The organism is Klebsiella sp. K-Nf6 (assembly GCF_002806655.1).
Taxonomy (GTDB): Bacteria; Pseudomonadota; Gammaproteobacteria; order Enterobacterales; family Enterobacteriaceae; genus Klebsiella; species Klebsiella variicola.
In genome coordinates, this window is record NZ_PIBN01000018.1 from 78,167 (window position 1) to 97,907 (window position 19,741).

The 19,741-nt window shown below is 57.2% G+C and carries 23 protein-coding genes; 19 read left to right on the forward strand and 4 right to left on the reverse strand.

What is annotated here, in order from left to right; all coding sequences use genetic code 11:
* The first annotated feature begins 4 nt into the window (after positions 1 to 4).
* The 17 genes from fabG to CWM61_RS23730 all read left to right on the forward strand — a co-directional run bounded on the left by fabG (position 5) and on the right by CWM61_RS23730 (position 15,004).
* Positions 5 to 739 carry a 3-oxoacyl-ACP reductase FabG gene (gene fabG / locus CWM61_RS23645; protein ID WP_002899294.1) on the forward strand — a complete coding sequence of 245 codons (735 nt, stop codon included), beginning with the start codon at positions 5 to 7 and terminating at the stop codon, positions 737 to 739.
* 210 nt (positions 740 to 949) lie between these two features.
* Positions 950 to 1,186, forward strand: coding sequence for an acyl carrier protein (gene acpP, locus CWM61_RS23650; RefSeq protein WP_000103754.1), 237 nt, complete (start codon positions 950 to 952; stop codon positions 1,184 to 1,186).
* 89 nt (positions 1,187 to 1,275) lie between these two features.
* Positions 1,276 to 2,517 (forward strand): beta-ketoacyl-ACP synthase II, encoded by a 1,242-nt coding sequence (fabF, locus tag CWM61_RS23655; RefSeq protein WP_100632022.1) that lies wholly within the window; start codon positions 1,276 to 1,278, stop codon positions 2,515 to 2,517.
* A 126-nt stretch (positions 2,518 to 2,643) separates the two neighbouring features.
* Positions 2,644 to 3,453 (forward strand): aminodeoxychorismate lyase, encoded by an 810-nt coding sequence (gene pabC / locus CWM61_RS23660; RefSeq protein WP_100632023.1) that lies wholly within the window; start codon positions 2,644 to 2,646, stop codon positions 3,451 to 3,453.
* Position 3,454: 1 nt separating this feature from the next.
* Positions 3,455 to 4,477: a cell division protein YceG gene (yceG, locus tag CWM61_RS23665; protein ID WP_100632024.1), complete on the forward strand. Its 1,023-nt coding sequence runs from the start codon at positions 3,455 to 3,457 to the stop codon at positions 4,475 to 4,477.
* Complete coding sequence (gene tmk / locus CWM61_RS23670; protein WP_008805990.1) at positions 4,467 to 5,108, forward strand: dTMP kinase; 642 nt, start codon at positions 4,467 to 4,469, stop codon at positions 5,106 to 5,108. Before yceG ends, tmk begins: the two co-directional genes overlap by 11 nt.
* The gene (gene holB, locus CWM61_RS23675; RefSeq protein WP_074386330.1) at positions 5,105 to 6,109 is read left to right on the forward strand and encodes a DNA polymerase III subunit delta'; all 1,005 of its coding nucleotides are present in this window, start codon (positions 5,105 to 5,107) and stop codon (positions 6,107 to 6,109) included. The genes tmk and holB overlap by 4 nt, the downstream gene beginning before the upstream one ends.
* 10 nt (positions 6,110 to 6,119) lie before the next feature.
* On the forward strand, positions 6,120 to 6,914 hold the full coding sequence (locus CWM61_RS23680; protein WP_074386329.1) for a metal-dependent hydrolase: 795 nt from the start codon (positions 6,120 to 6,122) through the stop codon (positions 6,912 to 6,914).
* A 296-nt stretch (positions 6,915 to 7,210) separates the two neighbouring features.
* On the forward strand, positions 7,211 to 8,644 hold the full coding sequence (gene ptsG / locus CWM61_RS23685; RefSeq protein WP_008805993.1) for a PTS glucose transporter subunit IIBC: 1,434 nt from the start codon (positions 7,211 to 7,213) through the stop codon (positions 8,642 to 8,644).
* A 261-nt stretch (positions 8,645 to 8,905) separates the two neighbouring features.
* Positions 8,906 to 9,262 (forward strand): purine nucleoside phosphoramidase, encoded by a 357-nt coding sequence (gene hinT / locus CWM61_RS23695; protein ID WP_004204571.1) that lies wholly within the window; start codon positions 8,906 to 8,908, stop codon positions 9,260 to 9,262.
* Between the two features lie 4 nt (positions 9,263 to 9,266).
* Positions 9,267 to 9,641 (forward strand): YcfL family protein, encoded by a 375-nt coding sequence (locus tag CWM61_RS23700; RefSeq protein ID WP_002900683.1) that lies wholly within the window; start codon positions 9,267 to 9,269, stop codon positions 9,639 to 9,641.
* A gap of 21 nt (positions 9,642 to 9,662) precedes the next feature.
* Complete coding sequence (gene lpoB, locus CWM61_RS23705) at positions 9,663 to 10,301, forward strand: penicillin-binding protein activator LpoB (protein WP_162678317.1); 639 nt, start codon at positions 9,663 to 9,665, stop codon at positions 10,299 to 10,301.
* Positions 10,282 to 11,109 carry a thiamine kinase gene (gene thiK, locus CWM61_RS23710; RefSeq protein WP_074386328.1) on the forward strand — a complete coding sequence of 276 codons (828 nt, stop codon included), beginning with the start codon at positions 10,282 to 10,284 and terminating at the stop codon, positions 11,107 to 11,109. The genes lpoB and thiK overlap by 20 nt, the downstream gene beginning before the upstream one ends.
* A 23-nt stretch (positions 11,110 to 11,132) precedes the next feature.
* Complete coding sequence (gene nagZ, locus CWM61_RS23715) at positions 11,133 to 12,143, forward strand: beta-N-acetylhexosaminidase (RefSeq protein ID WP_162494430.1); 1,011 nt, start codon at positions 11,133 to 11,135, stop codon at positions 12,141 to 12,143.
* 35 nt (positions 12,144 to 12,178) lie between these two features.
* Entirely contained in the window at positions 12,179 to 12,721 is a 543-nt protein-coding gene (gene ycfP / locus CWM61_RS23720; protein WP_002900775.1) for an alpha/beta hydrolase YcfP, read from the forward strand.
* Positions 12,722 to 12,966: 245 nt separating this feature from the next.
* Positions 12,967 to 14,271 (forward strand): NAD(P)/FAD-dependent oxidoreductase, encoded by a 1,305-nt coding sequence (locus CWM61_RS23725; RefSeq protein WP_008805997.1) that lies wholly within the window; start codon positions 12,967 to 12,969, stop codon positions 14,269 to 14,271.
* 193 nt (positions 14,272 to 14,464) lie between these two features.
* Positions 14,465 to 15,004 (forward strand): glycine zipper 2TM domain-containing protein, encoded by a 540-nt coding sequence (locus CWM61_RS23730; RefSeq protein WP_008805999.1) that lies wholly within the window; start codon positions 14,465 to 14,467, stop codon positions 15,002 to 15,004.
* Positions 15,005 to 15,061: 57 nt separating this feature from the next.
* Here the strand turns inward: CWM61_RS23730 and CWM61_RS23735 are convergent, their stop codons facing one another.
* A complete protein-coding gene (locus CWM61_RS23735) occupies positions 15,062 to 17,251 on the reverse strand; it encodes a TonB-dependent siderophore receptor (protein WP_061155070.1) in 2,190 nt (729 codons plus the stop codon).
* A gap of 69 nt (positions 17,252 to 17,320) precedes the next feature.
* Here CWM61_RS23735 and CWM61_RS29485 point away from each other — a divergent pair, with 69 nt between their 5' ends.
* A complete protein-coding gene (locus CWM61_RS29485; protein ID WP_162677766.1) occupies positions 17,321 to 17,443 on the forward strand; it encodes a hypothetical protein in 123 nt (40 codons plus the stop codon).
* 51 nt (positions 17,444 to 17,494) lie between these two features.
* Here the strand turns inward: CWM61_RS29485 and CWM61_RS23740 are convergent, their stop codons facing one another.
* On the reverse strand, positions 17,495 to 18,130 hold the full coding sequence (locus CWM61_RS23740) for a TetR/AcrR family transcriptional regulator (RefSeq protein ID WP_074386326.1): 636 nt from the start codon (positions 18,128 to 18,130) through the stop codon (positions 17,495 to 17,497).
* Positions 18,127 to 18,246, reverse strand: coding sequence for a hypothetical protein (locus CWM61_RS29490; RefSeq protein WP_165451836.1), 120 nt, complete (start codon positions 18,244 to 18,246; stop codon positions 18,127 to 18,129). The genes CWM61_RS23740 and CWM61_RS29490 overlap by 4 nt, the downstream gene beginning before the upstream one ends.
* A 133-nt stretch (positions 18,247 to 18,379) precedes the next feature.
* Here CWM61_RS29490 and bhsA point away from each other — a divergent pair, with 133 nt between their 5' ends.
* Positions 18,380 to 18,637, forward strand: a complete 258-nt coding sequence (gene bhsA / locus CWM61_RS23745; protein WP_022065354.1) for a multiple stress resistance protein BhsA — start codon at positions 18,380 to 18,382, stop codon at positions 18,635 to 18,637.
* A 128-nt stretch (positions 18,638 to 18,765) separates the two neighbouring features.
* On the opposite strand, the gene ldtC is transcribed toward bhsA, so the two are convergent.
* Positions 18,766 to 19,725, reverse strand: coding sequence for a L,D-transpeptidase LdtC (gene ldtC / locus CWM61_RS23750; RefSeq protein ID WP_074386325.1), 960 nt, complete (start codon positions 19,723 to 19,725; stop codon positions 18,766 to 18,768).
* Between the last annotated feature and the right edge of the window lie 16 nt (positions 19,726 to 19,741).

A 19,741-nucleotide genomic window follows, 5' to 3' on the forward strand; every position in this document is an offset into this window, starting at 1 on the left:
AACCATGAGTTTTGAAGGAAAAATCGCGCTGGTTACCGGTGCAAGCCGCGGTATTGGCCGTGCAATCGCTGAAACGCTCGTCGCTCGTGGCGCGAAAGTTATCGGTACTGCGACCAGCGAAAGCGGCGCGCAGGCCATCAGCGACTACTTAGGTGCCAACGGTAAAGGTCTGATGTTGAATGTGACCGACCCGGCATCTATTGAATCTGTTCTGGAAAATGTGCGCGCAGAGTTTGGCGAAGTGGATATCCTGGTGAATAATGCCGGGATCACTCGCGACAACCTGTTAATGCGCATGAAAGATGATGAGTGGAACGATATTATCGAAACCAACCTGTCATCGGTTTTCCGTCTGTCAAAAGCGGTAATGCGCGCTATGATGAAAAAGCGTCATGGACGTATTATCACTATCGGTTCTGTGGTTGGTACCATGGGAAATGCGGGTCAGGCCAACTACGCTGCGGCGAAAGCGGGTCTGATTGGCTTCAGTAAATCACTGGCGCGTGAAGTTGCGTCACGCGGTATTACTGTAAACGTTGTTGCTCCGGGCTTTATTGAAACGGACATGACGCGTGCGCTGACCGATGAGCAGCGTGCGGGTACGCTGGCGGCAGTTCCTGCGGGGCGCCTTGGCACCCCAAATGAAATCGCCAGCGCGGTTGCATTTTTAGCCTCTGACGAAGCAAGTTACATCACTGGTGAAACGCTGCACGTTAACGGCGGAATGTACATGGTCTGACCGAGATTTGTGCAAAACGTTCAGGAACCGCGCACTTCGCACGGTTCCCTGTGCGGTTTTGTGCGAAAAGATTTGCGTTCTTAGGGCAAACGGCCTCAAAATAGCGCAAAATCGTGGTAAGACCTGCCGGGATTTAGTTGCAAATTTTTCAACATTTTATACACTACGAAAACCATCGCGAAAGCGAGTTTTGATAGGAAATTTAAGAGTATGAGCACTATCGAAGAACGCGTTAAGAAAATTATCGGCGAGCAGCTGGGCGTTAAGCAGGAAGAAGTTACCAACAATGCTTCCTTCGTTGAAGACCTGGGCGCTGATTCTCTTGACACCGTTGAGCTGGTAATGGCTCTGGAAGAAGAGTTTGATACTGAGATTCCGGACGAAGAAGCTGAGAAAATCACCACCGTTCAGGCTGCCATTGATTACATCAACGGCCACCAGGCGTAAGTGAACATCTCCAGGCGGTCATTCGACCGCCTGAGTTTTATCTTTTTTTTGTCCCACAAGAATCTATTTTCCCTCCCTGGAGGACAAACGTGTCTAAGCGTCGTGTAGTTGTGACCGGACTGGGCATGTTGTCTCCTGTCGGCAATACCGTAGAGTCTACCTGGAAAGCTCTCCTTGCCGGTCAGAGTGGCATCAGCCTGATCGACCATTTCGATACTAGCGCCTATGCAACGAAATTTGCTGGCTTAGTAAAGGATTTTAACTGTGAGGACATCATCTCGCGCAAAGAACAGCGCAAGATGGATGCCTTCATTCAATATGGAATTGTCGCTGGCGTTCAGGCCATGCAGGATTCTGGCCTTGAAGTGACGGAAGAGAATGCAACCCGTATTGGCGCCGCTATCGGCTCCGGTATTGGCGGTCTCGGCTTGATCGAAGAAAACCACAGTTCGCTGGTCAACGGCGGACCGCGTAAGATCAGCCCATTCTTCGTTCCTTCCACAATTGTTAACATGGTGGCCGGGCATCTGACCATTATGTTTGGTCTGCGTGGACCAAGTATCTCTATCGCGACTGCGTGTACTTCAGGCGTGCACAACATTGGCCAGGCCGCGCGCATTATCGCCTATGGCGATGCCGATGCGATGGTGGCAGGCGGTGCGGAAAAAGCCAGTACCCCGCTTGGCGTGGGTGGCTTCGGCGCGGCGCGTGCGCTCTCCACGCGCAATGACAACCCGCAGGCGGCGAGCCGTCCGTGGGATAAAGATCGCGACGGCTTTGTGCTGGGCGACGGCGCGGGCATGGTGGTGCTGGAAGAGTACGAGCATGCCAAAAAACGCGGCGCGAAAATCTATGCCGAGATCGTTGGCTTTGGGATGAGCAGCGATGCTTATCATATGACGTCACCGCCGGAAGATGGCGCGGGTGCCGCGCTGGCGATGGTGAATGCCATTCGCGATGCGGGCATCGAACCTGGTCAGATTGGCTACGTCAACGCCCACGGCACCTCGACGCCGGCTGGCGATAAAGCGGAAGCGCAGGCGGTTAAGTCTGTCTTCGGCGATGCGTCGAGCCGCGTCATGGTGAGCTCCACCAAATCCATGACCGGGCATCTTCTGGGCGCGGCAGGGGCGGTAGAGTCGATCTACTCTATTCTGGCGCTGCGCGATCAGGCGGTTCCGCCGACGATCAACCTCGATAACCCGGATGACGGCTGCGACCTCGACTTCGTTCCGCACGAAGCGCGTCAGGTTTCCGGTTTGGAGTACACCCTGTGCAACTCCTTCGGCTTTGGCGGCACTAACGGTTCGTTGATCTTCAAAAAAGTGTGACAGGGCTTGCCCCGGTACTGCTTTAACAAAAGGCCCGTTTGTCGGGCCTTTTTTTATTCAGTTTTCTCCGCTTGTCCTCTGCTCTGGGTCCTGAGACACTGACCGACCAGTGAAAAGGAGTCCTTTATGTTCTTGATAAATGGCGTTGCACAGGACACGCTGGCGGCGAACGATCGCGCCACCCAGTTTGGCGACGGCTGTTTTACTACCGCCCGCATTCAGCAGGGGCAGGTTGCGCTGCTGACGGCTCATCTGGCGCGTTTGCAGACAACCTGTGAAAAATTACGTATCCCGTTTCACGACTGGTTGACGCTGAGCGAAGAGATGCAGCGTCTGGCGCGGCCGCACGCGCAGGGCGTGTTGAAGGTGATCCTCACCCGCGGTGTTGGCGGAAGGGGATACAGTACGGCGGGCTGCGTGTCGCCCACCCGCATTCTCAGTGTCTCTCCATTCCCGGCGCATTATGCGCGCTGGCGGGAGGAGGGCATTACCCTGACCCAGAGCCCGGTGCCCCTGGGTCGCAACCCCTGGCTTGCCGGCCTGAAGCATCTTAATCGTCTTGAGCAGGTGCTGATCCGCTCTCATCTTGAGCAGACGGACGCTGATGAGGCGCTGGTCCTTGACAGTGACGGGTGGCTTACGGAATGCTGTGCCGCGAATTTATTCTGGCGTCAGGGACGGGATGTATTTACTCCGCGACTCGATTACGCCGGGGTCAACGGCATTATGCGGCAGCGCTGTATCGCGCAGCTGGCACCATCGACATTTCGTGTTGTCGAAGTGACAGCGCGTCCTGAGGCATTGCGGGAAGCCGATGAAGTGCTTATCTGCAATGCGCTGATGCCGCTGGTGCCGGTTCGTCGCTGGGAGGAGACCGTCTGGTCCTCGCGCGAGCTTTACCATTTTTTAGCCCCTTTGTGTGAGCTGTCTGGTTAGTATGAAGAAAATGTTACGTTTTATTCTGCTGTTGGTGGTGGTGCTGGGCATCGCTGCAGCGGCAGGCATGTGGAAGGTACGCCAGCTGGCGGACAGCAAGCTGCTGATTAAAGAAGAGACCGTCTTCACCCTGGAGACCGGTACCGGCCGTCAGGCGTTGGGTCAGGCTCTTTATCGCGAAAAGGTAATCAATCGCCCCCGCGTTTTCCAGTGGCTGCTGCGGGTGGAACCTGAGCTGTCTCACTTCAAAGCCGGGACCTATCGCTTCACGCCGCAGATGACGGTACGCGAGATGCTGCAGCTGCTGGCCAGCGGTAAAGAGGCGCAGTTTCCGCTGCGCTTTGTCGAAGGCATGCGCGTCAGCGACTACCTGCGCCAGCTGCGCGATGCCCCGTACGTGAAGCACACTCTTGATGATGATAGCTACGCGACGGTGGCTAAGGCGTTAGGTCTTGAGCATGCCGACTGGGTGGAGGGCTGGTTCTGGCCGGATACCTGGATGTACACCGCCAATACCAGCGATATCGCCATCCTCAAGCGTGCGCATCAGAAAATGGTCGCGGAAGTGGCGAAGATCTGGGAAGGACGGATGGAGAATCTGCCCTATGCCGATCAGAACCAGCTGTTGACCATGGCCTCGATTATTGAGAAAGAGACCGCGGTGGCGGAAGAGCGCGACCGCGTCGCGTCGGTATTTATCAACCGTCTGCGCATCGGTATGCGCTTACAGACCGATCCGACCGTGATCTACGGGATGGGCGAGGGGTATACTGGTAAACTAACGCGTAAGGATCTCGAGACGCCGACCGCATACAATACCTATACCATCAGCGGCCTGCCGCCTGGTCCTATCGCGGTGCCGGGCGAGGCATCGCTGAAGGCGGCCGCCCATCCGGCGAAAACGTCATATCTCTATTTTGTCGCCGACGGGAAAGGGGGCCATACGTTTACCACAAACCTGGTCAGTCATAACCGTGCGGTGCAGGACTATTTGAAAGTACTTAAGGAAAAAAATGCGCAGTAACTATATCGTCATCGAGGGGCTGGAGGGCGCCGGGAAGACCACCGCACGTCAACTGGTGGTGGAGACGCTGCAGTCGGCAGGTATTCACGATATGGTGTTTACCCGCGAGCCGGGGGGCACTGTCCTTGCCGAAAAACTGCGTAGCCTGGTGCTGGATATCCAGTCCACGGGTGATGAAGTCATTAATGATAAAGCGGAAGTGCTGATGTTTTACGCGGCGCGCGTCCAGCTGGTGGAGACCGTGATTAAGCCTGCGCTGGCCCGCGGCCAGTGGGTGATCGGCGATCGTCACGATCTGTCGACTCAGGCTTATCAGGGCGGCGGCCGGGGAATCGACCGTACGATGCTGGCGACGCTGCGCGATGCGGTACTCGGCGATTTCCGCCCCAATCTGACGTTGTACCTCGACGTCACGCCGGAGGTGGGGCTGCAGCGCGCCCGGGCCCGCGGCGAGCTTGATCGCATTGAGCAGGAGTCCATGAACTTCTTCAATCGCACCCGCGCGCGCTACCTTGAGCTGGCCGCTGCAGACCCGTCGATCCGCACGGTTGACGCGACCCAGCCGCTCGACGCCGTCGCTCGCGACATTCGCGCCACGATCGCCCAGTGGATGGCGGAGCAACCGGCATGAAATGGTATCCGTGGTTGCGTCCGTCGTTCGAGCAACTGGTCGGTAGCTATCAGGCCGGACGAGGCCACCACGCCTTACTGTTACAGTCTCTGAGCGGAATGGGCGGTGAGGCGTTGATTTACGCGCTGTGCCGCTTCCTGATGTGCCGCCAGCCCGAAGGGCATAAAAGCTGCGGCCACTGCCACAGCTGCCAGCTCATGCAGGCCGGCACGCATCCTGATTACTATCCGCTGGCCCCTGAAAAGGGTAAGAGTGCGCTGGGCATTGATGCGGTGCGCGATGTCAACGAAAAGCTCTATGAGCGCGCGCGCCTTGGCGGGGCGAAAGTGGTGTGGATTAGCGATGCCGCTTTACTGACAGATGCCGCCGCCAACGCGTTGCTGAAGACGCTGGAAGAGCCGCCGGAAAATACCTGGTTCTTCCTCGCGTGCCAGGAGCCGGCGCGTCTGCTGACGACCCTGCGCAGCCGCTGTCGTCTGCACCACCTGTCGCCGCCGACGGAATCTTATGCTCTGGCCTGGCTGGAGCGTGAGGTGAGCCTGCCGCAGGAGGCGCTACTGACGGCGTTGCGTCTGTGCGCCAGCGCGCCAGCCGCGGCGCTCGAACTGTTACAGGAGCCGCAGTGGACGGCGCGTCAGCAGCTGTGTCAGGCGCTGGCAAGCACCCTGGCGAGCGGTGACTGGCTGGCGTTGCTGCCGATACTCAATCATGAACAGGCGGCGGTTCGCCTGCACTGGCTGGCATCGCTGCTGGTCGATGCGCAAAAACGACAGCAGGGGATTGCCCTGGTAAGTAACCCGGATGTCTGGCCGCTGCTGGAGCAACTGGCGCACAGCCTGCCCGCCGCCCGGCTGCAGGCGATCGCCTATGACGTCTGTACCTGCCGCGAGCAATTGCTGAACGTCGTCGGCGTCAACCGCGAACTGCTGCTCACCGAGCGCTTGCTGCGCTGGGAACATTACCTGCAACCCGGGACGGTTTTACCCGTATCCCACCTCTGAGTGAGACATTATGTTTTTAGTCGACTCCCACTGCCATCTTGATGGTCTGGATTATCAAACCCTGCACAAAAACGTCGACGACGTTCTGGCAAAAGCGGCCGCGCGTGATGTGAAATTCTGCCTGGCGGTCGCCACGACGTTGCCCGGCTACCGCAGTATGCGTGAGCTGGTGGGGACGCGTGATAACGTCGTCTTCTCCTGCGGCGTGCACCCGTTAAACCAGGACGAACCCTACGATGTGGAGATGCTGCGCACGCTGGCGGCGGAAGAGGGCGTTGTGGCGATGGGGGAGACCGGTCTGGATTATTTTTATACCCCGGAAACCAAAGCCCAGCAGCAAACCTCATTTCGCGACCACATTCGCATTGGCCGCGAGCTGAATAAGCCGGTGATCGTCCACACTCGCGACGCGCGCGCCGATACCCTGGCCATTTTACGCGAAGAAAAGGTGACGGATTGCGGTGGCGTACTACACTGTTTCACTGAGGACAGGGAGACAGCGGGTAAATTGCTCGACATGGGGTTCTATATCTCGTTTTCCGGCATCGTCACTTTTCGTAACGCCGAGCAGCTGCGCGATGCGGCGCGCTATGTTCCGCTGGATCGTCTGCTGGTGGAGACCGATTCGCCGTACCTGGCGCCAGTCCCCCATCGCGGTAAAGAGAACCAGCCGGCGCTGGTCCGTGACGTTGCGGAATACATGGCGGTGCTGAAAGGTGTGTCGCTGGAGCAACTGGCCCAGCAGACCACTGACAATTTTGCCACCCTGTTCCACATTGACCCCGCCCGCTTGCAACCTGCTTGATCTGCCTATTATTTTAAGGCTCGTAATTAATAACCAAAGCGAGTAAAGTTCACCGCCACAAAAGTGGCGGTGAAGGTTTTTTGGCAACATCCAGATACAACTTATGTAAGCTGATGTAAATTTTTACCGGAAGGCTGATTGAAACGTGATAGCCGTCAAACAATCATCCTGTTAATTATTTTACTCTGTGTAATAAATAAAGGGCGCTTAGATGTCCTGTCCACGGCACGGTTCTCCCCCCGGGCCAATGCGTGAAAACGTAAAAAAGTACCAAATACTCAGGAGCACTCTCAATTATGTTTAAGAATGCATTTGCTAACCTGCAGAAGGTCGGTAAATCGCTGATGCTGCCGGTATCCGTACTGCCTATCGCAGGTATCCTGCTGGGCGTCGGTTCCGCAAACTTCAGCTGGCTGCCAGCCGTGGTCTCCCACGTTATGGCAGAAGCAGGCGGTTCAGTTTTCGCCAACATGCCGCTGATCTTCGCTATCGGTGTGGCCCTCGGCTTCACTAATAACGACGGTGTATCCGCACTGGCTGCAGTCGTGGCTTACGGCATCATGGTGAAAACCATGGCGGTTGTTGCGCCGCTGGTGCTGCATTTACCTGCTGAAGAGATTGCGGCAAAACACCTGGCTGATACCGGCGTGCTTGGCGGTATTATCTCCGGTGCTATCGCCGCGTACATGTTCAACCGCTTCTATCGCATCAAGCTGCCAGAATACTTGGGCTTCTTTGCGGGCAAGCGCTTTGTACCGATTATCTCTGGTCTGGCCGCTATCTTCACCGGCGTGATCCTCTCCTTCATTTGGCCGCCGATCGGTTCCGCGATCCAGACCTTCTCCCAGTGGGCTGCTTATCAGAACCCAGTGGTAGCGTTTGGCATCTACGGTTTCATCGAGCGTTGCCTGGTGCCGTTTGGTCTGCACCACATCTGGAACGTTCCTTTCCAGATGCAGATCGGCGAATACACCAACGCGGCTGGTCAGGTGTTCCACGGCGATATCCCGCGCTACATGGCAGGCGACCCGACCGCGGGCAAACTGTCTGGCGGCTTCCTGTTCAAAATGTACGGTCTGCCGGCAGCGGCTATCGCGATTTGGCACTCTGCTAAACCGGAAAACCGCGCCAAAGTGGGCGGTATCATGATCTCCGCCGCGCTGACCTCGTTCCTGACCGGTATCACCGAGCCGATCGAGTTCTCCTTCATGTTCGTGGCGCCGATCCTGTACGTTATCCATGCCATTCTGGCGGGTCTGGCGTTCCCGATCTGTATCCTGCTGGGTATGCGTGACGGTACCTCGTTCTCCCACGGCCTGATCGACTTTATCGTCCTGTCCGGTAACAGCAGCAAGCTGTGGCTGTTCCCGATTGTCGGTATCTGCTATGCGATCGTGTACTACGTCATTTTCCGCGTGCTGATTAAAGCCCTGGATCTGAAAACACCGGGTCGTGAAGATACCACCGAAGAGAGCAAAGCTGGCGCAACCAGCGAGATGGCTCCGGCTCTGATCGCCGCTTTCGGCGGTAAAGAGAACATCACCAACCTCGACGCATGTATTACTCGTCTGCGTGTTAGCGTGGCGGATGTAGCGAAAGTTGACCAGGCTGGCCTGAAAAAACTGGGCGCCGCTGGCGTGGTAGTGGCAGGTTCTGGCGTACAGGCCATCTTCGGTACCAAGTCCGATAACCTGAAAACTGAAATGGATGAGTACATCCGTAACAGTTAAGACGTAGTATCGGGGAGACTAAGGCAGCCAATTGGCTGCCTTTTTTACGTTACGAGGTGAGGTTTTCTGTGGCGATAACCCTGGAGATTGTCCGGCAAATGCTTAATCCCTCAGCAGCTAAGTCTATAGTTGAATAAGAAAAACGGCTTTCAGGTTGAAAGAGAGGGAGGATGTCGCTCATACTCTTATCTGAACCTGTGCGTCCGCGTTTATCTGCAGAAGCAGGCCAGCGTATGGGATAAAACTAATAAGGAATCAGTCATGGCAGAAGAAACGATTTTCAGCAAAATCATTCGCCGGGAGATCCCGTCGGATATTGTCTATCAGGATGAGCTTGTGACCGCTTTTCGCGACATCTCCCCGCAGGCGCCCACCCACATTCTGATTGTCCCGAATGTTCTGATTCCTACCGTGAATGACGTCACCACCGAACATGAGCTGGCGCTGGGCCGGATGATGACCGTCGCGGCGAAGATCGCCCGCGATGAAGGTCTTGCCGACGATGGCTACCGTTTGATCGTTAATTGCAACCGCCACGGCGGCCAGGAAGTTTACCATATCCACATGCATCTGCTGGGCGGTCGTCCGCTGGGCCCGATGCTGGCGCATAAAGGCTAAGGCCATGCTCAGGACCCTTTTGGGTGCCTGCCTGGCGGCGGGACTGCTGGCCGGATGTAGTTCACATCCGGAGATCCCGGTTTCTGACCAGCAGGCGCTGGTGATGGAATCGAGCGTGCTGGCGGCCGGGATCAGCGCCAGCGAGCCTGCCGTGGTGGCGACGGAGATCCAGGCCACTGCCTCCTCGACGCTGTATAACGAGCGCCAGCAGCCCGTCACCGTGCATTATCGTTTTTTCTGGTATGACGCCCGAGGTCTGGAGATGCACCCGCTGGACGCACCGCGCACCATCGTGGTCCCGGCACGCTCTTCGGTGACATTGTATGGTAGCGCCAATATCCTGGGGGCGCATAAGGCCCGCCTTTATCTTTATCTGTAAGGGGTAATTATAATGATGAAAATGTGTCGCTATGCGTTAATCACAGCACTGGCGATATTCCTCGCAGGTTGTGCGGGGTTACGTGAGAAGCCTGCGCCGGTCGAAGAGGCCAAACCGCAGCCGCAGCAGCCTGCGCAGCCGCAGCCAACGGTGCCGACTGTGCCGGCGGTTCCTGCCGTACCGTCGCAGCCGGGGCCCATTGAGCATCAGGATCAGCAGTCGGGCCAGCCGGCGCCGCGCGTGCGTCATTATGACTGGAACGGCGCGGTCCAGCCGCTGGTGGGGCAGATGCTGCAGGCCAGCGGCGTCAATGCGGGCAGCATTCTGCTGGTTGACAGCGTGAACAACCGCACCAACGGTACGCTGAATGCGGGAGAAGCCACTACCGCGCTGCGTAATGCGCTGGCCGGCAACGGCAAGTTTACGCTGGTCTCGGCGCAGCAGCTGGGGGTCGCCAAACAGCAGCTGGGCCTGTCGCCGCAGGACAGCCTCGGCAGCCGCAGCAAAGCCATGGGTATCGCCCGCAACGTGGGCGCGCAGTATGTGCTTTACTCCAATGCCACCGGCAACGTCAACGCGCCTGAACTGAAGATGCAGTTGATGCTGGTGCAAACCGGCGAGATTATCTGGTCAGGTAAAGGTGCTGTTCAGCAACAATAAGCTGACGCGCGATGAGCTCTTGTCGCGCTTCTTCCCCCGTTATCATCCTGTCGCCTCGCTGAGCCAGAATGGCCTCAGCGGCGGCAGTGTGATTATCAGCGACGGCGACCGGCGGCACGTGCTGCGTCAGCCGCACGACCCGTCAGCCGCTTCCTGTTATTTTCGCCGTCAGTATCGCGCGCTCCGCCAACTGCCTGCCAGGCTGGCGCCAGCCCCGCTGTTTTACTCACCCTGCTGGATGGTGGTGGAATATTGCGCGGGGGAGGTGAAAAGCGAGTTACCGGCCTGCGCGATGCTGTCAGACTTATTGTATGACGTGCATCAGCAACCGCGATTCGGCTGGCGTGTTACCCTCGCACCGCTGCTGGCCCAGTACTGGCAGACGTGCGATCCGGCACGACGCACGCCGCGCTGGCTGCGCTGGCATCAGCGGCTGCGCCGCCAGGGCGAGCCCCGTCCTCTGCGGCTGGCGCCGCTGCATATGGACGTCCATGCCGGCAATATTATCCACAGCGCATCCGGCTTGAGGCTGATCGACTGGGAATATGCCGGCGATGGCGATATCGCGCTGGAGCTGGCCGCGGTGTGGATTTCCCCTCACCAGCGCCGCCAGCTGGTGGCGGCCTATGCCCGGCGGGCGGCTATCGACGCGCAGCAGCTTTGGCGGCAGGTTGCACGCTGGCGCCCGTGGGTCTTGCTGCTGATGGCGGGGTGGTATGAAATGCGCTGGCGGCAGAGCGGCGATCGGCAATTTATCACGCTGGCAGATGAAATATGGTGTCAGTTAGACAACGAACGTAAAGAATAAGAGAGGTCAGTGTGGGCCCAGTCATGTTGGATGTCGAAGGGTATGAACTGGATGCGGAAGAGCGAGAGATTCTGGCGCATCCGCTGGTGGGAGGATTGATCCTCTTTACCCGTAATTATCACGATCCGGCGCAGCTGCGGGAGCTGGTGCGCCAGATCCGCGACGCCTCCCGGAACCATCTGGTGGTGGCGGTGGATCAGGAAGGGGGGCGTGTTCAGCGTTTCCGTGAAGGCTTTACCCGTTTACCGGCGGCCCAGTCTTTTGCCGCGCTGCTGGGGATGGAAGAGGGGGGCAAACTGGCCGCCGAAGCCGGCTGGCTGATGGCCAGCGAAATGATCGCCATGGATATTGATATCAGCTTTGCGCCGGTGCTGGACGTCGGCCATATCAGTGCCGCGATCGGCGAACGTTCTTATCATGAAGATCCGCAGAAAGCGCTGACGATGGCGCGTCACTTTATTGACGGCATGCACGCCGCGGGCATGAAAACCACCGGTAAACACTTCCCGGGGCACGGGGCGGTGACTGCCGATTCGCACAAAGAGACCCCGTTCGATCCGCGTCCGGCATCGGTGATTCGCGACCACGATATGGCGGTGTTCAAAAGCCTCATCGCCGAACAGCGTCTGGATGCCATTATGCCTGCGCATGTGATTTACCCGGAGCTCGACCCGCGCCCGGCCAGCGGCTCAGCGTACTGGTTAAAAACGGTGCTGCGCGGCGAGCTGGGCTTCGACGGAGTGATTTTCTCAGACGATCTGTCGATGGAAGGGGCGGCGATCATGGGCAGCTATGCCGAACGCGGTCAGGCGTCGCTCGACGCCGGTTGCGATATGATACTGGTCTGCAATAATCGTAAAGGCGCGGTCAGTGTGCTGGATAACCTGTCGCCGATCAAAGCAGAGCGTGTTACGAAATTGTATCATAAAGGTTCCTTTTCCCGTCAGGAGTTAAGGGATTCAGCCCGTTGGAAAACGGTGAGTGCCCAGCTGGAGCAGCTTCATGCGCGCTGGCAAGAGGCGAAGTCCGCGTAACGCTCTGTGGGGCGTTGTTGTCAGGTGAGGATGCGATGATTATCTATTTACACGGTTTTGACTCGAACAGCCCCGGTAACCATGAGAAGGTGATGCAGCTGCAGTTTATCGACCCGGACGTGCGGTTGATTAGCTACAGCACGCGTCACCCCAAGCACGACATGCAGCATTTGCTGAAAGAGGTCGATAAAATGCTGCAGCTTACCGCCGATGACCGGCCGCTGATCTGCGGCGTCGGCCTTGGCGGATACTGGGCGGAGCGGATTGGTTTTCTGTGCGATATCCGCCAGGCGGTGTTCAATCCAAACCTGTTTCCGCATGAGAACATGGAAGGCAAAATCGACCGCCCGGAAGAGTATGCTGACATCGCGACCAAGTGTGTGACCAACTTCCGTGAGAAGAATCGCGATCGCTGCCTGGTGGTGCTCTCCCGGCAGGACGAAGCGCTGGACAGCCAGCGTTCCGCCGACCTCCTGCACCACTATTATGAAATTATCTGGGATGAAGAGCAGACCCATAAGTTTAAAAACATCTCGCCGCACCTGCAGCGGCTGAAAGCGTTTAAAACCCTCGGTTAAGCCTTTTCCCCTGTCATCAAACCCGCGCCGTGTTCACCGCGCGGGTTTTTTTCATGTCTACACTTATTGGTTTCGCTGAAAAAATACGCGACAAAACTTGATGCATATCAATTTTGGTATGACCAATGCACCGTTCATGGTATTCTCGACGGTGCTGAATGGTTTCATTGACGTAACTTGTTGTTAAATAAAGGCTATTATCATAACTTTTATTTAACAATTGGTTAATAATTTTAGGGGTACACATGACTACGCCATTGAAAAAAATCGTAATTGTGGGTGGCGGCGCTGGCGGACTGGAACTGGCAACTCAGCTGGGGAAAAAGTTAGGGCGCCATAAAAAAGCGAAAATCACCCTGGTAGACCGTAACCACAGCCATCTGTGGAAGCCGCTGCTGCATGAAGTGGCGACCGGTTCTCTGGATGAAGGTGTCGATGCGCTGAGCTATCTGGCCCATGCCCGCAACCACGGTTTCCAGTTCCAGCTGGGTTCGGTGGTCGATATCAACCGCGAAGGGAAGACCATCACCCTCGGCGAGCTGCGCAATGAAAAAGGCGAGCTGTTGGTGGCTGAGCGTAAACTGCCGTACGACACGCTGGTGATGGCGCTGGGCAGTACCTCTAATGACTTCAATACCCCTGGCGTGAAAGAGAACTGCATTTTCCTCGACAACCCGCATCAGGCGCGTCGTTTCCATCAGGAAATGCTCAACCTGTTCCTCAAATACTCCGCCAATCTGGGTGCCAACGGTAAAGTGAACATCGCCATTGTCGGCGGCGGTGCTACCGGCGTGGAGCTCTCCGCTGAACTGCATAATGCGGTGAAACAGCTGCACAGCTACGGCTACAAAGGGCTGACTAACGAAGCGCTGAACGTCACGCTGGTCGAGGCGGGCGAGCGTATTCTGCCGGCACTGCCGCCGCGCATTTCCGGGGCGGCGCATAATGAGCTGACCAAGCTGGGCGTACGGGTGCTGACGCAGACCATGGTCACCAGCGCGGATGCGGGCGGCCTGCACACCAAAGATGGCGAATATATTGAGGCGGATCTGATGGTCTGGGCGGCCGGGATCAAAGCGCCAGATTTCATGAAAGAGATCGGCGGCCTGGAAACCAACCGTATCAATCAGCTGGTGGTCGAACCGACGCTGCAGACCACCCGCGACGCGGATATTTTCGCCATCGGCGACTGCGCCTCCTGTGCGCGTCCGGAAGGCGGCTTTGTCCCTCCGCGTGCCCAGGCAGCGCACCAGATGGCTACCTGCGCGCTGAACAACATCCTCGCGCAGATGAAAGGCAAACCGCTGAAGGCTTACACCTATAAAGACCATGGCTCGCTGGTGTCGCTGTCTAATTACTCCACCGTCGGCAGCCTGATGGGTAACCTGATGCGCGGCTCGATGATGGTGGAAGGGCGCATTGCGCGCTTCGTGTACATTTCCCTGTACCGTATGCACCAGATCGCCCTGCACGGCTACTTTAAGACCGGCCTGATGATGCTGGTCGGGCGCATCAACCGCATCATTCGCCCGCGCCTTAAGCTGCACTAATTGTTGTCTCTACCCGGAGCGCACCCTGGCGGTGCCTCCGGGCTCGTCTGCTGAAACGGCGGCGATCCCGCTCAGAATCCTCTGAATCCCTTTGATTTGCTGCGAATTCTCGCACTTTTCATCCGCTATCTGATTTGCGCCTTCCCGGGTCCGGTTGCAAAATTGTATCAACAGCAACAAAGGAGGATCTCCCGTGAATAAATCTATGTTGGCGGGTATAGGGATAGGCGTGGCTGCCGCGCTGGGCGTTGCAGCTGTCGCTGGTCTCAACGTGTTAGATCGCGGCCCGCAGTATGCGCAAGTGGTCTCCAGTACACCGATTAAAGAAACCGTGAAAACGCCGCGTCAGGAATGCCGCAATGTCACGGTGACCCATCGTCGTCCGGTCCAGGATGAAAACCGCATCGCCGGTTCGGTACTGGGCGCGGTGGCGGGTGGGGTGATTGGCCACCAGTTTGGTGGCGGTCGCGGACGTAGTGTAGCGACGGTCGTGGGTGCGCTGGGCGGCGGCTATGCCGGCAACCAGCTGCAGGGGGCGATGCAGGACAACGATACCTACACCACCACCCAGCAGCGCTGTAAAACGGTGTATGACAAATCCGATAAAATGCTGGGCTACGATGTGACCTATAAGATAGGCGATCAGCAGGGGAAAATCCGTATGGATCACAATCCTGGCAGCCAGATCCCGCTGGACAACAACGGCCAGCTGGTACTGAACAACAAAATCTAAAAACAGATTTGTGTAGTGATTAGCCCCTCAATCGCTCAGGCTGAGGGGCTTTTTTTATCAGAAGGTTAACGCGTAATTCAGACCAAAGGTACGGCCACGGCCTTTGTATTCGTACAGCGATGAACTGCCGTAGGTCGGGCTGTAGAGCAGCGGCGCCCGCTGGCCCCAGATGGTGACATAGTCTTCATTAAGCAGGTTTTCGATACTGAAGGTCAGTTTCCCCACCGGCAGCGCGTAACTGCCAATAAAATCAACGGTGTTATAGCCTTCCAGCTTGTTGCCGGCGGCGTCGCTGAGGTCAAACACCTGCTGGCTCTGCACGCGCAGGCTCCACGGATCCGGCGCCCAACCCACCCAGGCGGTGGCTTTGGACGGCGAGGCGAGGGTGACATCCCATTTTTGCCAGCGACCGTCGGTTTGCACCTGTGATTTCAGCACGTTGAAGTTGCCGCCGACGCTCCAGTCGCTGTCCGGAATAAAGTAATCGACCGCCCCCTCAACGCCATAAATACGCCGTTTGTCGGACTGAACGTCAATGGTCATGTCGGTGCGGTTGACGACGATGGTCTTATCTGACGTCGAGTAATACGCCGCCAGCTGGGTGCGCAGGTTATCGCCGGTGTATCGCCAGCCCAGCTCATACGAATTAACTTTGATCCCCTGCAGCGGCGAGTCACCGACATTGACGCTGGAAATCAGTGGCAGATGACCATTGACCGCCGCGCCGTATTTACCGATACCGTAGTATTTGCCAGGATCCGGTAGCTCGACGCCCTGCGAGAAGTTAAACCAGGTCTGCTGACGCTCGGTCAGATGCGCCACGATCCCGGCGTTAAACAGGAAGTTATCGTAGTCGGTTTTGCCGCCTTTGATGGCGTCGGCGGAGCGCGCTTTCCCGTTGGCGATATCCTGTTGCTGGGCGTAGCCGACAAAGTCGTCAACCCGATTTTCGGTCCACTGGTAGCGAACCCCGCCGCTGAGAGTAAAGATATCGTTCAGATCGTAGCTAGACTGCAGGAACGGCGCGACGTTGGAGATGCTGTATCCCGGGTAGCGGCCGGTGGTGTAGATCGATTCGTTGTGCAGCCCGCCGGACGCCAGCGATTGCTGCAGATCGAAGAACATCTGGTTGGCATTGAAGGTCTCATGATCGGCGTCGAGACCCCAGGTGAGATCCCATCCTGCCAGCGGCTGACTGTTGAGGGTCAGCTTTGCCCCATACTGATCGGTATCCTGCTGCGACGAGGAGAAGCTACTGACCTGGCCTTTCGTGAGCGTCGGGAACGGATAGAAGGTGAGGGACTCATCGCGATAGTACACCTGACTCACCAGATTCTGGCCGAAGAAGTCGGCATCGGAGTACTGGAGGCTGATCAGGTGGCGTTCGGTGCCGGGGATACGGTCGGAGTTGAGCCCGTCGGTGGTGTACGCTTTGCCGCCGCTGGTGACCGCGGACATGTTCTTCCCGAGCCACAGGCCGTAGTCATCATCGCCCTGGCTTTTATAATACTGGGTGACAAGCTGTAGCTGGCGGTTGTCATCGATCTCAATCGTCCCCGTCCCCATGACGTCGAGGCGGTCAGAGTGCTGGAGCCCCGTTTGCGTGTTATCGAGGATCAGCGCATCATTATTGCCATCGTACCAGCCGCCGAAACGCTGATAGGCCACCGATAAGCGCCCGGATGCATGGTCTGTCCCGCCGCTGACGGCTGCCGCGATGCGCTCATCATGATCGTTACTGTTCGCAAACCCGCTCTTGCTGCCCACCTCGAGATCGACCTGGCGATCCTGTTGCCCTTTCTTGGTGACGATGTTGATAAGCCCGCCGGTACTGCCTCCGCCATACAGCGAGGTCGCCCCGGAGATTACTTCGATATGTTCGATGTTGAATGGGTCGATGGCGTCGAGCTGGCGACTGTCGGTGCGTGAGGAATTGAGCCGGACGCCATCGATCAGCACGACGATGGCGCGCCCGCGCATGTTCATCCCGTAATTGGTGCGCCCCTGGCTGCTCACATCGATGCCTGGGATCAACTGCGCCAGAACGTCTTTGAACTCTTTCCCGCCCTGGACCTGCTGCTCAATCTCCTGGCCCTCAATGACCCAGGTGGTTTGGGCCATTTCGGCCACGGTGCGATGGGTGCGGTTTGCGCTAACGATGATGCTGTCTTCATCAGACTGAGCCGCCAGCGCAGGCAGCGTGCTGACCAGCAGCAGAGGGTGGAGCACCCAGAGGCGCTTTTTCATATCCATTCCTTTTATGAGCAAGTTGCTTTGTCGTTGTTATAGGCCGACGCCGGGTCGGCATTAGTTACAATGCGAAACATCTGGAAAAACTCAAAAAAGGATTTTGCACATAATGAATATCGCAATCAATATCATTTGCGTTTATCTTTTGCGGGGAAAGACAATAGAAATCAATCTATTTTGTGTGGGTAAAGCGAACTGGAGAGCGGATCCGGCGGCAGAATACCGCCGGAAGCGGGCGCATCAGGACTCGAGGAGCTGCGGCCAGAGACGGAAGGTGGTATCGGTGATTTGCATCAGCTTATCGAAATCCGCGCCTTCCCGTGCGCTAATCGACATGCCCTGCAGTACACAGTTTAAAAACTGCGCCAGCTGCGCGACATCGCGGCCTGCGGGCAGTTCGCCCTGCGCTTGCCGCTGCTGCAGAAACTGGGTCAGCGCCTGCTCCTGCATCGCATGGCGTGACTTGATGGTATTGGCGATATCCGTCGAGGAGGCGGCCAGCGCGGCGGAGGTATTAATGATAAAACAGCCAGCCGGCGTCTCTTTGCTGGTAAAGCAGGTGGCGACCGCCGTGAAGTAATCCCGCAACGCACCGTCGACGGGTTTCCCCTCGGCAAACAGCACCGCTTCATGCTTCGCGGCAAAGCGCGAAATGTAACGATCCAACACTGCGCGGAACAGTCCTTCTTTATTCACAAATTCCGCATACAGGGTGGGGGCTTTTGCTCCTGTCGCCTCGACCAGATCGGCGAGCGAGGTCGCCTCATAGCCGTGCTGCCAGAAGAGTGTCATGGCTTTGTCCAGCGCCGCATCCCTGTCGAACACCTTCGGTCGGCCACGGCTTTTTTTGGCGCAACTTTGAACGTCAGTTGTCATGATGCCGTTGTACCTATGTTGGTTTGGTGAAAGGTCATTATAAAAATAAACGATCGCCGGGGCCAGCGCTGTTGGTTTAAAAATAAATAATTCATATGAGTATGAAATTTAAGCATTTTATAAATAGTTAAACGATCGTTATAAAAATGCGTTGACGTGTGATGTAGATCACATTACTATTTACCTATCGATCGTTAAGTTAATACTTACGACCCTACTAAAAAATTCATCTGCACAGGTATAATAATCATGAAAACCGTTAATACTCTGGCTATTGCCGCCGTTCTTAGCTCACTCTCTTTCGCCAGCTTTGCCGCTGTTGAGGTGCAGTCCACCCCAGCGGGTCAGCATAAAGTAGGCACCATCTCTGCTTCTGCCGGGACCAACCTGGGTTCGCTGGAAGACCAGCTGGCGCAGAAAGCAGAAGAGATGGGCGCCACCTCATTCCGTATTACTTCGGTAACCGGTCCGAACACCCTTCACGGTACCGCCGTTATCTACAAGTAAGCCCGATGCGTCGCTGCCCGGCCCCCTTCACCGGACAGCGATGAGTAAGACCCTGTTGTACCCCTGTTTGACCCTTGCCAACAAAAAACCCGCCATCAGGCGGGTTTTTTGTTTTCTGCAACATGAGACTACATCGACTGCGGGCCTGGCGCGAAATGACGGGTGACGTCAATGGGCATGCCCGAGCGGTAATTCATCGCACGCTCCATCACCGTCCCGTCGGTCTGCGGTGCCTGTTTGAACTCCGTCATGGCCGCGTTAAGCGTAATGGGCAGGGTCTGCGGGTCGTCATCGATATGCTCAGACAGCGGCTGATGGACCTCAACCAGACGGCGACCATCCGGCTCTACCGATACCTTGATCGGCGTGTTGATGATATTCACCTTAGTGCCTGGCGAGATGGCGTTGTACAGCGCCTTAATATCATTGTCGCGCAGACGAATGCAGCCGGAGCTGACGCGCATGCCGATGCCGAAATCGGCATTGGTGCCGTGCAGGAGATAGACTCCGCCATAGGCGGCGAGGCGGATGGCGTGATGGCCCATCGGGTTGTCAGGACCGGCTGGCACCACCGCCGGCAGCTCAATCCCCATTGCCTTGTAGCGGGCGCGAATGTTAGCGGTTGGCGTCCAGGTCGGATTGGCCCGCTTGTCGGACACGGTCGTGACCATCGTCGGTGTGATGGTGGTTCCACCCAGTTGGCCGATGCCGATCGGGTAGACGGTCACTTCATTCTTGCCCGGCGGGTAATAGTAAAGACGCAGTTCGGCGAGGTTAATCACCAGCCCTTCGCGCGGCGCATCGGGCAGCAGCGTCTGCAGGGGGATGGTCAGCACGCTGCCGGCGCGGGGAACATAGGGGTCAACCCCGGGATTGGCCTGCAGCAGGGCCAGAAAGCCGACATTGTACTTTTTGGCAATCGCCTCCAGCGAACCGCCGTTATCCTGCACCACATGGAACGTATTCTGACCTACCAGCCGGCTGCCCGGCGGGGGAAGGGGCCAGGTGTTGGCGCGCGCGGGCAGTGCCAGCGCGGCGACCAGCGCGACCAGCGCCAGCCAGAGCGTAACGGGGAAACGGTTTCTCATTACCATAACTCCAAAA

Coding starts and splice junctions, on each gene's coding strand:
- fabG (WP_002899294.1), top strand. CDS start 5: ATGAGTTTTGAAGGAAAAATCGCGCTGGTTACCGGTGCAAGCCGCGGT.
- acpP (WP_000103754.1), top strand. CDS start 950: ATGAGCACTATCGAAGAACGCGTTAAGAAAATTATCGGCGAGCAGCTG.
- pabC (WP_100632023.1), top strand. CDS start 2,644: ATGTTCTTGATAAATGGCGTTGCACAGGACACGCTGGCGGCGAACGAT.
- yceG (WP_100632024.1), top strand. CDS start 3,455: ATGAAGAAAATGTTACGTTTTATTCTGCTGTTGGTGGTGGTGCTGGGC.
- tmk (WP_008805990.1), top strand. CDS start 4,467: ATGCGCAGTAACTATATCGTCATCGAGGGGCTGGAGGGCGCCGGGAAG.
- holB (WP_074386330.1), top strand. CDS start 5,105: ATGAAATGGTATCCGTGGTTGCGTCCGTCGTTCGAGCAACTGGTCGGT.
- CWM61_RS23680 (WP_074386329.1), top strand. CDS start 6,120: ATGTTTTTAGTCGACTCCCACTGCCATCTTGATGGTCTGGATTATCAA.
- ptsG (WP_008805993.1), top strand. CDS start 7,211: ATGTTTAAGAATGCATTTGCTAACCTGCAGAAGGTCGGTAAATCGCTG.
- hinT (WP_004204571.1), top strand. CDS start 8,906: ATGGCAGAAGAAACGATTTTCAGCAAAATCATTCGCCGGGAGATCCCG.
- CWM61_RS23700 (WP_002900683.1), top strand. CDS start 9,267: ATGCTCAGGACCCTTTTGGGTGCCTGCCTGGCGGCGGGACTGCTGGCC.
- lpoB (WP_162678317.1), top strand. CDS start 9,663: ATGTGTCGCTATGCGTTAATCACAGCACTGGCGATATTCCTCGCAGGT.
- nagZ (WP_162494430.1), top strand. CDS start 11,133: ATGTTGGATGTCGAAGGGTATGAACTGGATGCGGAAGAGCGAGAGATT.
- ycfP (WP_002900775.1), top strand. CDS start 12,179: ATGATTATCTATTTACACGGTTTTGACTCGAACAGCCCCGGTAACCAT.
- CWM61_RS23725 (WP_008805997.1), top strand. CDS start 12,967: ATGACTACGCCATTGAAAAAAATCGTAATTGTGGGTGGCGGCGCTGGC.
- CWM61_RS23735 (WP_061155070.1), bottom strand. CDS start 17,251: ATGAAAAAGCGCCTCTGGGTGCTCCACCCTCTGCTGCTGGTCAGCACG.
- CWM61_RS29485 (WP_162677766.1), top strand. CDS start 17,321: ATGCGAAACATCTGGAAAAACTCAAAAAAGGATTTTGCACATAATGAA.
- CWM61_RS23740 (WP_074386326.1), bottom strand. CDS start 18,130: ATGACAACTGACGTTCAAAGTTGCGCCAAAAAAAGCCGTGGCCGACCG.
- CWM61_RS29490 (WP_165451836.1), bottom strand. CDS start 18,246: ATGCTTAAATTTCATACTCATATGAATTATTTATTTTTAAACCAACAG.
- bhsA (WP_022065354.1), top strand. CDS start 18,380: ATGAAAACCGTTAATACTCTGGCTATTGCCGCCGTTCTTAGCTCACTC.
- ldtC (WP_074386325.1), bottom strand. CDS start 19,725: ATGAGAAACCGTTTCCCCGTTACGCTCTGGCTGGCGCTGGTCGCGCTG.